Genomic DNA, 13,651 nt, shown 5'->3' on the forward strand with positions numbered 1-13,651 from the left:
GTATAAGAATAATAAATAAGTATGGATACAATCCTCATTGTCGACGATAACCAAGCTGTGTGTAACGCATTGGCGCTGATGTTAGAGCTTAACGGCTTTAATACGCTCACGTGTCTATCCCCTGAAGTTGCGTTGGAGCTAATCTCACTACATGAGGTATCTCTGGTGGTGCAGGATATGAATTTTACTCAAGACACGACATCGGGCGAGGAGGGCAAGACCCTGTTTTATGCACTCAGAGAGATTCAACCTCTGTTGCCGATTGTACTGTTAACCGCGTGGACCCAGCTTGAGATAGCCGTTGAGTTAGTCAAAGAGGGCGCGGCAGATTACATGGGTAAGCCATGGGATGATACTAAGTTAATCACCAGCATTAACAATTTGATCTCCATCTACACGTTATCGAAAGCCAATACCCAACTAGCAAGAGTGGATAATGATCGCATGTCGGTCATCAAAGGGGCGGATTTGTGTGGCATCGTCTTTGGTAGTGGTGCTATGCAGCGCTGTGTGGACTTGGCTTTGCAGATCGCCCGTTCCGATGTGTCCGTGTTGATAACCGGCCCCAACGGCGCCGGCAAAGATAAACTGGCGGACATTATCCATGCTAACTCCTCACTCAAGAATAAACCTTTTATTAAGGTGAATGTGGGCGCATTGCCTATGGATTTGTTGGAAGCTGAGCTGTTTGGCGCCGAAGCGGGGGCGTTTACCGGGGCAAATAAAACCCGTATAGGTCGATTTGAGGCGGCCGATGGCGGCTCCCTGTTTTTGGATGAGATAGGTAATCTCCCTTTGTCTGGCCAAGTAAAGCTGTTGCGTGTACTGCAAACCGGTGAGTTTGAACGACTGGGCAGCCACCAAACCCGCAAGGTCAATGTTCGGGTATTAAGTGCCACCAATGCCGACCTTGCCGAAGCTATCCGGGAGGGGCGTTTTAGGGAAGATCTCTTCTATCGCCTTAATGTTATCGAGCTTGAGCTGGTACCGCTTAATCAAAGACAAGATGATATCTTTCCTTTGATAGATCTCTTTATCGGCAAAGACTTTACCCTTAACAAGCAAGCTCAGCAGGCTTTGATGGCTCATGGTTGGCCGGGTAATGTCAGGGAGTTAGAAAATGCCTGTAAACGTGCGGTTATCTTAGCCACAACAAGTGTATTAACCCCTGCAGATTTTGGGTTGAGTTTAGCCATCTCTGTTGATTTACCTCAAGTTGCTGGTGGTAGAACCCGCAGTGTGGATGAACAAGTCGCTTGCGCTCAACCCTATGTTGATCAGCCTAAACCTGTTGATGCAAGCCATACCGATAGACAACACCTTGCATCAAACAGGGTTGAGTTAGATAAAGGGAATATAGAAGCGGCGATAGCAGAACATGGTGGTGTGATTGCCAGAGTGGCCAAGTCTTTAGGCTTAAGTCGGCAAGCCCTGTATCGCCGTATGGAAAAATTTGGTATCGATAAATGATGACGCCGTTTATGAGGTTCTTTATTACTTTAGCATCCCACTTTTCCCTACGCGCTAAGCTGATCATGGGCGCCGTTTTAGCCTCTCAAATTGGCACCGGATTGTCTCTGTTATTCGTGATGGAGCTTATTCAGCCACAAACCTTTATTGCCACATCGACGTTTGTTTTTGTCATAATTTTTATGCTTGCAGCTCTCTGTGCTGCCGTTATCACACACTTTATCACCCGCACTCTTGCGAATAGTCTCAATGCACTTGAGGTGGGTTTGCTTAACTTTAAAGACCACGATTTTAGTGTCACGATCCCTGTCTGTGGCGATCGCCAGTTACGGTCGCTAACGACGCTGTTTAATGAATCCGCCGAAACCTTAAGGCGGGAGCGTCAGTATATCTATCAACGCGAGTTGCTGCTCGATAAGGTCATACAAAGCTCGTCTAATGTGATGTTGTTGCTCGATGATAAACAGAGAGTCATTTACGCTAACGATGCCGCCCGACATCTGTTTAATCAAGGCCATCATATTGAGGGTTTTGCACTGCCAGACTTAATAAAGCAAGTCAGTGCTGAACTGTCTGCTGCCCTTAATAAACCTAAAGATGGCCTGTTTACTCTCTCTGTGGAGGGACAAGATGAGGATGATACTTGGCACCTGTCTCGTGGCCAATTTATGTTAAATGGTCAGTATCATCATCTGTTACTGCTTAAACAGATGACCCATGAACTTAACCGTCAAGAGGTCGCGGTGTGGAAAAAAGTGATACGTATTATTAGCCATGAGCTGAATAACTCAGTGGCCCCCATCGCCTCTATGGTGAACTCTGGGCGCATGCTTACTCAAGATTTAAATGATCCTAAGCTTAAGATGATCTTTGATACTATTGAAGATAGAAGCCGTCATTTAAGTCTGTTTATCTCCAACTACGCTCGCTTTGCTAAACTGCCTCAACCTAAAAAAGACCAAGTAAACTGGCGTAAACTTGTGGACCAACTCGGTCAGCATTATCAGTTTACGCTTGTTGGAGAACTGCCCGATGAAGATGGAGAATTTGATCTGATCCAGATGGAGCAAGTGCTATTGAACTTGCTTAAAAATGCTCATGAGTCGGGTTCTGAATCTAATGGGGTGACATTAACCATCGAGCCCTCGAGTTTATTCGATGGGAGAAACACAGGTAAGGTTAGATCGTTAGATAACGAAGGAAAAGTGTACCAAGGCACCGTTATCGAAGTGAAAGATAGAGGGGCTGGTATGTCGGTCGATGTGCTTAAGCAAGCTTTACTGCCTTTTTACTCCACCAAGCAATCTGGCACAGGCCTTGGCTTACCCCTATGTAGAGAGATTATCGAGGCCCACGATGGCAGAATTAGTCTACATAATCGCGATAGCGGCGGGCTGTGTGTCAGGGTCTTTTTACCTTAATGTTTATGGGTAGATAATTTTTTAGAATAAAGGGTATTAAACGATGAAATATTTTGCCTATGGCTCAAATATGTCGATTGCCAGATTGAGACAGCGAACCCCCAGTGCCAAACGCATTGGTACTTTCATGCTCACAGGGCATGAGCTTAGGTTTCATCAACTTAGCAAAGATGGTTCAGGCAAATGCGATGCATATCAAACTGATAATCCACAATCCCAAGTATTTGGTGCCCTTTTCGACATAGATGAAAAGGAGAAGCCTGCCCTAGATCTCGCCGAGAGTCTGGGAGTAGGTTATGGTGAGAAAGTCGTTAAGATCGTGAGTGCGTCAGGTGAAGTGCATGAAGCGATAACCTACTACGGCCTCAATACAGCACCATCACTCAAGCCTTTCTCATGGTATCTCAATCACGTCGTTATTGGCGCACATGAGAGCCAAGTGCCAGCGCCATACCTTAAGCTTATTGAGGCAACTGAGAGCATCGAAGATGAAGATACTCTTCGGGACAAACTCGAGCGGGCAATGTATTAAGCAGGGCGGTCTTGTCATCGAAATTGTATGAGATGGAGTGATATTAAATTATGTATGTTGGTAAATGTCTTTGTGGTGAGATATCCATAAGAATAAAAGGATCCATAAGCGATATTATTCATTGTCATTGTTCTTTGTGTCGAAAAAATAGTGGAACGGCATATGCGACAAACGGTTTCATTAATAGTGCAGACTTTGAGATTCTAACTGGTGCTAAAAACTTAACTTCTTTTTCGTTTAAACCTGGTCGTAATAGACATTTTTGTAGTGAATGTGGTTCACCCGTTTTTAGCTCAAATGAGGAAGACCCAAACAGGCTTAGAATACGTTTAGGGATATTGGACTCAGATATAACAGAGAGACCTATATCTCATAATTTTGTTACATCTAAAGCTAACTGGGAAGAGCTAGATGCTAACTTACCCAAGTATGAAAATTTTGAGCCTAACCGAAAATAATTTATGTCATGCTTTAAAGTTAATCCTTCTTTTGATAGAGAGATTGAGATGAGTAAACCTATCCAACAAAACATCGGAAGTGTCGCTTTAGTTGTTGAAAATTATGATGATGAAATTGAGTTTTACACTAATAAATTACAATTTGAGCTTATCGAAGACTTAGACTTAGACTTAGACTTAGACTTAGATTTAGGTGAAGGTAAACGTTGGGTTTTAATCGCTCCGCCAAATTCTACCGGGACTGATCTACTGTTGGCCCAAGCGAGTAACGAAGAGCAGAAACTCTCTATAGGTAATCAAGCCGGTGGCCGTGTTTTTCTTTTCTTGCACACTAACGATTTTTGGCGCGATTACGAAAACATGAAAAGTAAAGGCGTTGAGTTCACTGAAGAGCCTAGCACTGAAGGGTATGGCATGGTTGTCGTTTTTAAAGACTTGTATGGCACTAAATGGGATCTGCTGCAGTTAACGAGATCATAATATGAACATGAGGGCATTTTCGCATTTAAAGAAGTGCTGCAAGAGAACAAAGCGAATCAGTCTTAAAAGCTTTTTAATACTTGTGGTGCAGCAAGTGAATAGAGCCTTGTTAGCTGTAGAACTAGTGACTGCTTATCTTGAGTAAATCCAAATCGAAGAGGTAAACATCCAAGTGTGAATGCGGCTGTGGCCTTCCAAAACAGGGATGTTTTGGTAGAGGCTATAGGGACTACTTGTGCCGTGTCACAGCAGTATTTACATATTCGGCGAGCCGCAGGCTATAGATAAAAATGAAGTCATGGCTACGAACAATCGATCATATGAGATAAACGTTAGATAAGAATACTTAAAACTTGTTATTCGACAAGTCAGCAACTTTGGTTAGGAAAGAGCCTTAAATCCCCTAGATACTAAACATTCAGTAGGGGATATGGTAAACAGGTGTATCCCATTTAGATTATTAAATGAAAGCGGACAAGGAAGTATATGAAAACCAATGCTCAACTAGACAACTACATCAGGGTGATGGACTGCGTTTGTGATTATATCTATGCAAATTTAGATAAATAACTCACAGTCGAGCATTTGAGCCAGTTTGCGGGATTTTCTAAATTTCACTTCCATCGTCAGTTTTCAGATTATCTTGGTATTGGTATCGCTAAATACATTCAGCTTTTGCGATTAAAAAGAGCCTCTTACCGGCTCTGTTTTGATCATGATGCTAAGATTATCGATATTGCGTTAGACGCTAAATTTGATTATCCAGAGTCTTTCGCTCGGGCATTAATACCAATCGGTATAAGACAGTGATCTACTCAGAGTTTTTTTGGCAAACTAATTCAAGGCGAATGAATGACAGAATGGTTATTTCCTTGTGAGTTAATTCAACGCAGAAGTAGGCAGCCAAAAACACTCCTTACAGGCGAGTTTTAGCGCATCCGATGCGGTGTTAACGAGCTTAAACGTAGAACAACTATGTTCCTCACTCGTTGCCTTGCCTCAGAAGCGCTAAACTCTCGCTGAGCGATCACATCTTTATACCGATTGGTATAAGAAAGCGTTCGATCAATCTCCTACTGAATTTCGTCGCCAACCAAAATGGTTGGAATGGAATGAGAAATATCAATTTGGAGTGAATAAAATGGGTAAAGAACAAACCGTCGAGCTGGTGAATTTTGCAGAAACAAAAATAGCGGCTTTTGAGCACAGAGGGCCACCGGAATTAGCCAATGAGTCTGCGGCTAAGTTTATCGCTTGGCGTAAACAAACTGGGTTATCACCAGTGACTAAGAGTCAGACTTTTGGGGTGATCTATGAAGATCCTAAATCGGTATCAGGTGATGATTTCAGGTTTGATATTTGTGGTTCAGTGTTCGATGAAGTGCCAGAAAATACTCATGGCGTGATCAATCGAACTATCCCCCAAGGGCGCTGTGCTGTGATCCGTCATCATGGCTCCCACGATGATCTCGATGCCAAAGTGCACTATCTCTACGGTCAGTGGCTGCCACAAAGTGAGGAGTTACTAAGAGATTCCCCCTGTTTTTTCCATTATCAAAACTTCTTCCCAGAAGTGGCTGAGCATGAACTTATCACTGATATCTATCTGCCTCTGATTTGAGGTGTAATGGTCGATACCATTAACTTTACCTAATGCTACAAAGTCAGTGAACTTTCACTGTTGAGTGTCTGCAATATATTTTGCAGGGACTCCATTTGCTGTGTTGATAATGGCTCGAACATTTGCTCATAACATTGGTTTACATCACTTTCCAACTTGGCATGTAGTGCTTTACCTTTGCTACTGCTGATGATGAGTATTTTTCTTCTGTCTTTTGGGTGGGGTCGACGATACACCAAACTGTCATTAACAAGTTTATCAACCACTTTAGTCAGGGTTGAATCGTTAGTGTGGGTGAGCTGCGACAGATCTTTCATGCTCAGACCTTCGTTAGCTTCAATAAGGTTGGTGAGTATTCGCCACTGCACGTTACCAAGCGATTTTTTTCTTTGTTGTAAAGCCAACTCCAGTTTTTTATCTAGAAGACGTTCATTTTGAACTAAAAGTTTCGCTAGTTCTGACTTTAAATTATTTGCAGTAGGACTCATCTATTGACCCTTACACTCTGAGGTTAACTTCATAATAAGATATTCTACATCTGGAATAAATTATAAAGGATTATAATTTATTGAACAATAGTAAATAATCCCATAGAGTATGTAAAATGAACAGTTTTGGTATGGGTGAGCAGCACTATTTACTGGGCAATTGATATTCTCTTTTAGCTATGGCGGTATACTTTGAATGAAAAAGTGAGTGATAGAACCGTCAAGATTGGTGTGTTGTTGCCATTTAGTGGGCCAATCGGTCTTTGGGGCAACTCGTGTGAAGCTTGCTCTATACTGGCCGCAGCGGAACTCAATAGCTATCGAGGTATACTCGATTGTAAAGTTGAGCTTGAGTTTATTGATGCCAGTGTAGCGCCTAGTGCAGTAGCCAAAGAGATCTCTGCCAAGGTTAATTCCGGTCAATTATCTGCATTGGTCGGAACCCACACCAGTGATATACGTAAAGAGGTTGCTCATGCCATTAAAGGTCGAGTCCCCTACATTTACACCCCTATGTATGAAGGCGGTGATCAATGCACGGGTATGTTTCTTACCGGACTGACCACTGAGCAAAGTGTGTTGCCTACGTTAGAGTGGCTGTGCACTAATGTAAAATCTCAACGTTGGTTTTTTGTAGGCAGTGACTATATTTGGCCTGCAAAAACTCACGCTTCAGCTATCGACTTTCTTCATTCTAGACATCGAAAAGTCGTTGCTAATGAGCTTCTACCACTCAATTGTAAAGATTTTTCCAGCACGCTTGATCATATTGAACAGCAAAAGCCAGATGTTGTTTTTATTAATTTGCTTGGTGAAGGTTCGATTGATTTTAATCGACAATTTGCCCAACGGGGGTTAGATAGCCAAATTATCCGATATTGTGGTGCGATTGAAGAAAACATGCTTTATGGGATTGGTAATGAAAATAGTCACAATCTCTTTTCTTCAATGGGGTATTTCGAAGGCTTAGATACCAATGAAGCCAAAAATTTTAATAAGCTTTACTATAATAATTTTGGCGAGCTGGCACCTGGACTGAATCAGATAAGCGTCTCAAGTTATGAAGGTATTATGTTACTTGCCGATCTAGCACAGAGAAGCCAATCCTTATTGACTAACGATATTGAAAAAACGTCTATGTCAGCGGTTAATTTTCATAGTCCCAGAGGTGAAATAACCTTGTTAAATAAAAATGTACAGGCAGATGTGTTTATTGTTCAAGCAAAAGACAATGGCTTTATTCCTCTGCATCGTGTCGGTTATTAGCCACGCTTCTGTTCTTTCTCTTTAGCTATGCTTTTCCAATTGAAATAACTGAAAAAATACCGTTAATTACTGCTTAACGGTATTTAATATTGCTTGGTATAACGAGTTTTTAAAATTGCATTTCAAATGTTGCACCATAAGTAGAGGGAGCGCCGTAACCACGAAGTAACCAACCAAATGCTGGAAGATCATTGAGGTAAGTAACGTATTGAGTATCTGTTATATTTTTCCCCCATAACGATATACGCCAATCATTTTCGGTCGATTCAAGCGTAATGCGTGCATTGACGATCCAATAATCATCAATTAAATTACTTGGTTGATTATTTACTTCGAGATACTGCTCATCTCTCCAACTCCAATCACTGGCAAAAATCAGATCATAACCATCGTTTAGCTCCCATACATACCGTGCTTGTCCGTTGTAAGTGTATTTGGGGTTAAAAGCTGGGCGGTTTCCTTGTAGTTGAACTTCACCAACTCCTGTTTGTAATGTGAGCTCGCTTTTCAATTCAGCATCGACCCAACCCACACCAGAGCTTAGTTTTAAACCATCAATTGGCACCCATTGCAGATCGAGTTCAGCTCCGATAGTCGCAATTTCAGCGGCGTTAATCGTAATGGGGACCGGGGAGTTAGGTGCATCAACATCAATGTGGCCATTTTGAAAATCATAGCGGAAAACAGCACCGTTGAATTGTAAGCTTCTATTGGCTAAGGTTGTTTTAAATCCAATTTCATAAGCGGTTATCTCTTCGGGCTCTAAACTGGTCAGTTCATCTTGAGTCGCTGCAAACGCAACACTGTAGCCCCCACTTCTGAATCCTGTAGAGATAGAACCGTAATAAAGTACATCTTCTTGAGGTGTCCACTCTAATCCGGCTTTAAAGGTGACGTTTTCATCAGTTCGTAGGCCACCATCGCTAAGGTCTGCTGCGGTAGAGGCAATACCTGTGATGATGACAGGTTGCTCTTCACCCTTGATTGATTGCAGTCCTTCTCCTTTATAAGTTCCGCCTGTCAGATTGGTTTGTTCCCAACTGTAGCGAACACCACTAATTAATCTTAAGTCCTCTGTTAATTTATTCTCTATGTGTGCAAAAAGGGCTAGGGCATCCACTTTTTGATTGTATTTTGAGTAATTATTGAGCCCGTTAAAAGGTAAGTATGCTGTTAAATAATCAGCGTTATCAAAGTCGTCATGTTCATAGAATAATCCGACAATGTAGTTCCAGTCGTTATGATCAAAGTCTGATGACAACCTGAATTCTTGAGTAAACTGCTTAAATTCGGTAAACCAATAAACTTCAACAGAGGTCACTGGACTGCCATCAGAATCCTCGTGTTGATCTTGACTGAATTGCTCGTAAGCCGTTATGGATGAAAAAATTGAATCATCAAGCTGATGCTCTACTCTAACTAGCCCCCCTAGACTTTCATTATCGACAGTGAAACTAAGGTTATTTTGAGTGATATAAGGGTCATCTTCTCCTGGGTAGTATTGGCTGACATCTTGGCCTGGATTGAATATAAGATCTAACCCACGTAAGCAATTAGCATTGTCACCTTGCACTGTTCCATTGAGGTATTCTGGGCAAAACCCACTGCCATCGGGTAGGGTATTTCCGACCCCTTCATAGGGATGAAGTTCAGATTTGTCCTTACCGTAGTGCATTGACAGTAACGCTGATGTCCCTTCATCGTTTTCCCACAAAAGTTGGCCGCGAATGGCTTTCTCTTTTACTGCACCTTCATCGTCTTGGCGAGTCGTATTGTAGTAATAGCCCTCTCCTTGCTCTGTCATATACATGGAGAGTCTTCCGGAGAGGTTTTCAGACAAGGGTCCGGAGATAAAGTTTTCTGTGGTGAAGGTATCATAGTTATCATATCCAACACTGACTCCGGCCTCAAAATAGGATGTCGGTTTATTGGTGAAAAAGTTAACGGCGCCTCCTGTGGTGTTACGGCCAAAAAGATCCCCTTGTGGGCCTTTAAGTACTTCCACATGTTCAATATCAAATAGCGTCATTCCAGTCATAAACCCCTTGCTCATGTAAACTTCATCTACATGAACGGCAACGGGAGCGTCAAGATTAGAGGTGAACTCATTTAAGCCTAATCCTCGAATATTGAAAAAGTTATTGCCTAGACCATAATTGACCTGAACATTTGATACATTGGCTGCAACGTTAACCACGTCGGTTACCCCTAACTCTTTTAGCTGATCTTCACCAAATGCAGCCATGGTGATACCGACTTTTTGTAAAGGCTGAACTCTTTTTTGAGCTCTGACTTCAATGACTTCAATTTCCGCGTCATTACTTAAGACAGGAAATATTGCGAAAGACATTGAGATTATTAGGGTTATATTTATTAATCGATTCATAATATTCATCATTCCTTTTAATTGTTTATTGTTAGAATAACTAGCGAGTAAAAATTGAACTTTTAGGCTGTAGATAGATTAAACGGCTTTCCAATCAGTGCTTTGTTCATAAGCTTGTGCAGCTCGATACAAGGTAGCTTCGTCAAAATGGTTGCCGACCAACATCATCCCAACGGGTAAACCATTTCGCATTCCGCAAGGGATAGATAAAGCTGGGTGGCCGGTGGTATCAAATGGACAGGTGTTACCGATCATTTCAAAGGCACGCTGCACATGCAGAGACTCATCATCGTCAGTGGTAGGAATAAGCGTTGCTTGCATCGGGGTGGTTGGCATCACTAAAATGTCAAAATGCGACAGCAGCTTGTTATATTCATCGGTTAAGCGACGGCTGAGATTCTGTGCTTTTGCATAAAAATGGCCGTTATATTTCTCGAGCATATATTGGCCAGTTAACAGACAAGACTTTAGATTATTTGGCAGCTCATTAGCATGCATGCGCCAACTTGAGTGACGGTCAATTAAACTGGTGCTGTACAACCCTTTCCAGCCTAGCCCCATGCCATTGCGGAGCATCATCTGATCGGTTAAGCCTTCTAATGCTATTGCCAGCCAAATGGATTGGCCTATGTTGTGCCAAGGCGTCGATACTTCTTCGACACTCGCGCCAAGTTTAGAAAATACATTAACGGCATCGAGTACAGCTTTATCTACCTGTTCTTCTGATTCAGGGCGGTTAAACCCATCGGTTAATATGCCTATTTTCAAATCATTAATATTGGAGTTCAAACCAACAAGGTAGTTATCAACTTCCTGTCTATATTGCCGAGGATCTAGCCCGTCAGGGCCAGCTATGGCTTGTAACAGTTTGGCGTTGTTTTTCACATTATTGGTAATTGGCCCAGCATTATCGATAGTATTTTCAATGGGCATAATGCCACTGTAGGGCACGAGTCCCCAAGTTGGTTTCATGCCAACGCAACCAGACCAAGAGGCGGGAATTCTAATTGAGCCGCCTTGATCACAGCCAATTGCCATATCAACTTCCCCTGAACCGACTAAGGCGCCACAACCTGAGGATGAACCGCCACTGGAATAAAGCGGGTTGTAGGGATTTTTGACTGGGTGCTTACTGTTGGTATGGCTGCCACCCGATAAGCAGAAGTATTCACAGTGGGCTTTACCCACAATTTCCCCGCCAGCGTTGAGGATTCTACTCACTACCGTCGCGTCATACTCAGGAACATATCCCTGTAATGTTGACGCACCGTTCATCATCGGTACCCCAGCAAGGAAAATATTATCTTTTAAAACAAGCTTACACCCTGCTAATGAACCAGATTTAGCCCCTTTGATCGAAGTCTTTCGATGCCATGCATTAAGTTCATTTTGTTCTGGTTCTGGCGCATAACCACTGGTACGTGGGTAGGTAACCTCAGGAACATAATCAGCAAGCGAATCAATCAGTTCATAAGCTGTCAGGTTGGGTTGTAATAAGGATAAATGTAATTCCAAATCGGAGTCTGATAAGTCCATATAGAGACTTTTAGCGATCAAATTTAATTCATTTAAAGTAGGGCCTGTAATTGCCATCGTTATTATCCTTGGGCTAGTTTCAAAGTACTAACGTATAGCTATGGAGTTGATCGTGTCAAGTGGGATATTATTGTTTGATATATTCTACTTTGAGAATAAAATGTTGCATTTTGCCTGTAATGTTTATAAGTTATAAACTTGTTAGATAGCCGAAGGGGATAGCAATGAAGCAAGGTTTAGCCAAACAAAGTTACGCTGAGGGAGAGAGTCATGTCGGCTTTATTGATAGTACGATTGGACAGGCTTTTGATCGCATAGCTTTACAACACCCTAAGAGGCAAGCCCTTGTTGTTAAACATCAAAATATCTCTTGGTGTTACCAAACATACCATCAAAAAGTGACACAATTTGCCGCTGGACTAATACAGCTTAATGTCAAACCCGGAGATAGGGTGGCTATCTGGGCGCCTAACTGTGTTCAATGGTGTATCGCTCAATTTGCCACGGCCAAAATTGGTGCTCTATTGGTGTGTATTAATCCTGCATACCGGATGGCGGAGCTTTCCTATGCACTACAGAAAGTGGGCTGCAAGGTGTTGATTACTGCGACCAACTTTAAGTCAAATGATTATCTGGAAATGATTGAAACCATAGTGCCTGAGCTTAAATTGTGCGCGCCAGGAGAGATCGTTGCTGAAAATTACCCACTGTTGAAAAGTGTCATTCAAATGGGCTGTAAAAGCCGACCGGGTATGTTTAGTTTTGATGAGGTTGGTGAGTACTACACTGATGCTTTAATTGAGAAAGTAGTCAGTCTCGGTCAGCGTCTGTCACCTGATGATGCGATTAATATTCAATTTACAAGTGGTACCACAGGCGAACCCAAAGGGGCAACCTTGACCCACCGAAGTATCTTAAATAATGGCTTTCAAGTTGGGGAGAAAATGCACTTAACTGCGGAGGACAAGTTATGTATTCCAGTGCCTCTATATCACTGTTTTGGTATGGTTATGGGGAATTTAGCGTGTATTACTCATGGCTGTTGCGCTGTATTTCCCAGTGATTCATTTGACTCTGCTGCATGCTTAGAAGTGATCAATGATGAGCAATGTACGGCCCTTCATGGTGTGCCGACTATGTTTATCGCCATGTTAAATGAGCCAAGGTTTAAAACATATAATCTGACGAGTTTGCGCACTGGTATCATGGCGGGAGCATTGTGCCCAATAGAAGTGATCAAGAAAGTGATCGATGACATGAACATGAAACATGTACTTATCGCTTATGGTCAAACAGAAACGAGCCCAGTGAGTCATATGACAGATATCAATGACGCTATTGAAAAACGCGTGTCGACGGTGGGAAGAGTTGGCCCTGGTTTAGAGGTAAAACTGATTAATCAATGCGGTGATATCGTTCCTATAGGGGAGCAGGGAGAGATATGCATTCGCGGCTATGCTGTCATGAAAGGTTATTGGGAAGATGAACAAAATACCAAAGAAACCATTACCCAAGATGCTTGGTTACACTCTGGCGATTTGGGGGAAATGGACAGTGATCATTACTTAAGAATCACCGGGCGCATGAAAGATATGATTATTCGTGGTGGTGAGAATGTTTATCCAAGAGAAATTGAAAACTTTTTATACACACACCAGAGCATTTTAGATGTGCAGGTTTTTGGGATCAAAGATGCCAAGTATGGGGAAAGTGTTTGTGCATGGATTATATGTAAAAAAGATAGATCATTGACTGAAAAGGAGGTGCAGGATTACTGTAAAAATAATATTAGTCATTTCAAAATTCCTGAACATATCTCCTTTGTCTCTAAATTTCCTATGACGGTGACAGGAAAAATCCAAAAGTTTGTGATGAGAGACATGATGGAAAAAGGGCATTAGCGGACTTTTTATCTTATTAAATATCCTATTTATCGTTTACGTGCTCAATAAGTTTGATCGTGAAATCAAGTATTGATAGTGGCTGCTTGTAT

At 42.1% G+C, this 13,651-nt stretch carries 12 protein-coding genes; 9 read left to right on the plus strand and 3 right to left on the minus strand.

Features of this window, described 5'->3' with window-relative positions; genetic code table 11:
• Positions 1-21 precede the first annotated feature (21 nt).
• The 7 genes from HWQ47_RS04875 (at position 22) to HWQ47_RS04905 (ending at position 5,982) form a co-directional block, all read left to right on the plus strand.
• Positions 22-1,470 carry a sigma-54-dependent transcriptional regulator gene (locus HWQ47_RS04875; protein ID WP_269970060.1) on the plus strand — a complete coding sequence of 483 codons (1,449 nt, stop codon included), beginning with the start codon at positions 22-24 and terminating at the stop codon, positions 1,468-1,470.
• A complete protein-coding gene (locus HWQ47_RS04880) occupies positions 1,467-2,891 on the plus strand; it encodes a sensor histidine kinase (protein WP_269970061.1) in 1,425 nt (474 codons plus the stop codon). The genes HWQ47_RS04875 and HWQ47_RS04880 overlap by 4 nt, the downstream gene beginning before the upstream one ends.
• A gap of 43 nt (positions 2,892-2,934) precedes the next feature.
• Positions 2,935-3,423, plus strand: coding sequence for a gamma-glutamylcyclotransferase family protein (locus HWQ47_RS04885; RefSeq protein ID WP_269970062.1), 489 nt, complete (start codon positions 2,935-2,937; stop codon positions 3,421-3,423).
• Positions 3,424-3,473: 50 nt separating this feature from the next.
• Positions 3,474-3,881 carry a GFA family protein gene (locus HWQ47_RS04890; protein WP_269970063.1) on the plus strand — a complete coding sequence of 136 codons (408 nt, stop codon included), beginning with the start codon at positions 3,474-3,476 and terminating at the stop codon, positions 3,879-3,881.
• 48 nt (positions 3,882-3,929) lie between these two features.
• Positions 3,930-4,361, plus strand: a complete 432-nt coding sequence (locus HWQ47_RS04895; protein ID WP_269970064.1) for a VOC family protein — start codon at positions 3,930-3,932, stop codon at positions 4,359-4,361.
• Positions 4,362-4,946: 585 nt separating this feature from the next.
• Positions 4,947-5,171, plus strand: a complete 225-nt coding sequence (locus tag HWQ47_RS04900; protein WP_269970065.1) for a helix-turn-helix domain-containing protein — start codon at positions 4,947-4,949, stop codon at positions 5,169-5,171.
• Between the two features lie 331 nt (positions 5,172-5,502).
• Complete coding sequence (locus tag HWQ47_RS04905; RefSeq protein WP_269970066.1) at positions 5,503-5,982, plus strand: AraC family transcriptional regulator; 480 nt, start codon at positions 5,503-5,505, stop codon at positions 5,980-5,982.
• A 35-nt stretch (positions 5,983-6,017) separates the two neighbouring features.
• On the opposite strand, the gene HWQ47_RS04910 is transcribed toward HWQ47_RS04905, so the two are convergent.
• Entirely contained in the window at positions 6,018-6,470 is a 453-nt protein-coding gene (locus HWQ47_RS04910) for a MarR family winged helix-turn-helix transcriptional regulator (RefSeq protein ID WP_269970067.1), read from the minus strand.
• 192 nt (positions 6,471-6,662) lie between these two features.
• Here HWQ47_RS04910 and HWQ47_RS04915 point away from each other — a divergent pair, with 192 nt between their 5' ends.
• Positions 6,663-7,736 (plus strand): substrate-binding domain-containing protein, encoded by a 1,074-nt coding sequence (locus HWQ47_RS04915; protein ID WP_269970068.1) that lies wholly within the window; start codon positions 6,663-6,665, stop codon positions 7,734-7,736.
• Positions 7,737-7,845: 109 nt separating this feature from the next.
• Here HWQ47_RS04915 and HWQ47_RS04920 read toward each other — a convergent pair whose 3' ends face one another.
• On the minus strand, positions 7,846-10,122 hold the full coding sequence (locus HWQ47_RS04920; protein ID WP_269970069.1) for a TonB-dependent receptor: 2,277 nt from the start codon (positions 10,120-10,122) through the stop codon (positions 7,846-7,848).
• Between the two features lie 78 nt (positions 10,123-10,200).
• Positions 10,201-11,715, minus strand: coding sequence for an amidase (locus HWQ47_RS04925; RefSeq protein WP_269970070.1), 1,515 nt, complete (start codon positions 11,713-11,715; stop codon positions 10,201-10,203).
• A gap of 167 nt (positions 11,716-11,882) precedes the next feature.
• Between HWQ47_RS04925 and HWQ47_RS04930 the strand changes: the two genes are divergently transcribed.
• On the plus strand, positions 11,883-13,559 hold the full coding sequence (locus tag HWQ47_RS04930) for an AMP-binding protein (protein ID WP_269970071.1): 1,677 nt from the start codon (positions 11,883-11,885) through the stop codon (positions 13,557-13,559).
• Positions 13,560-13,651: the final 92 nt, after the last annotated feature.

It is taken from the genome of Shewanella sp. MTB7 (genome assembly GCF_027571385.1).
Classification (GTDB): Bacteria; Pseudomonadota; Gammaproteobacteria; order Enterobacterales; family Shewanellaceae; genus Shewanella.

Excerpts from the sequence above, each read along its gene's own strand:
- HWQ47_RS04875 (WP_269970060.1), top strand. The coding sequence starts at position 22 with ATGGATACAATCCTCATTGTCGACGATAACCAAGCTGTGTGTAACGCA.
- HWQ47_RS04880 (WP_269970061.1), top strand. The coding sequence starts at position 1,467 with ATGATGACGCCGTTTATGAGGTTCTTTATTACTTTAGCATCCCACTTT.
- HWQ47_RS04885 (WP_269970062.1), top strand. The coding sequence starts at position 2,935 with ATGAAATATTTTGCCTATGGCTCAAATATGTCGATTGCCAGATTGAGA.
- HWQ47_RS04890 (WP_269970063.1), top strand. The coding sequence starts at position 3,474 with ATGTATGTTGGTAAATGTCTTTGTGGTGAGATATCCATAAGAATAAAA.
- HWQ47_RS04895 (WP_269970064.1), top strand. The coding sequence starts at position 3,930 with ATGAGTAAACCTATCCAACAAAACATCGGAAGTGTCGCTTTAGTTGTT.
- HWQ47_RS04905 (WP_269970066.1), top strand. The coding sequence starts at position 5,503 with ATGGGTAAAGAACAAACCGTCGAGCTGGTGAATTTTGCAGAAACAAAA.
- HWQ47_RS04910 (WP_269970067.1), bottom strand. The coding sequence starts at position 6,470 with ATGAGTCCTACTGCAAATAATTTAAAGTCAGAACTAGCGAAACTTTTA.
- HWQ47_RS04920 (WP_269970069.1), bottom strand. The coding sequence starts at position 10,122 with ATGAATCGATTAATAAATATAACCCTAATAATCTCAATGTCTTTCGCA.
- HWQ47_RS04925 (WP_269970070.1), bottom strand. The coding sequence starts at position 11,715 with ATGGCAATTACAGGCCCTACTTTAAATGAATTAAATTTGATCGCTAAA.
- HWQ47_RS04930 (WP_269970071.1), top strand. The coding sequence starts at position 11,883 with ATGAAGCAAGGTTTAGCCAAACAAAGTTACGCTGAGGGAGAGAGTCAT.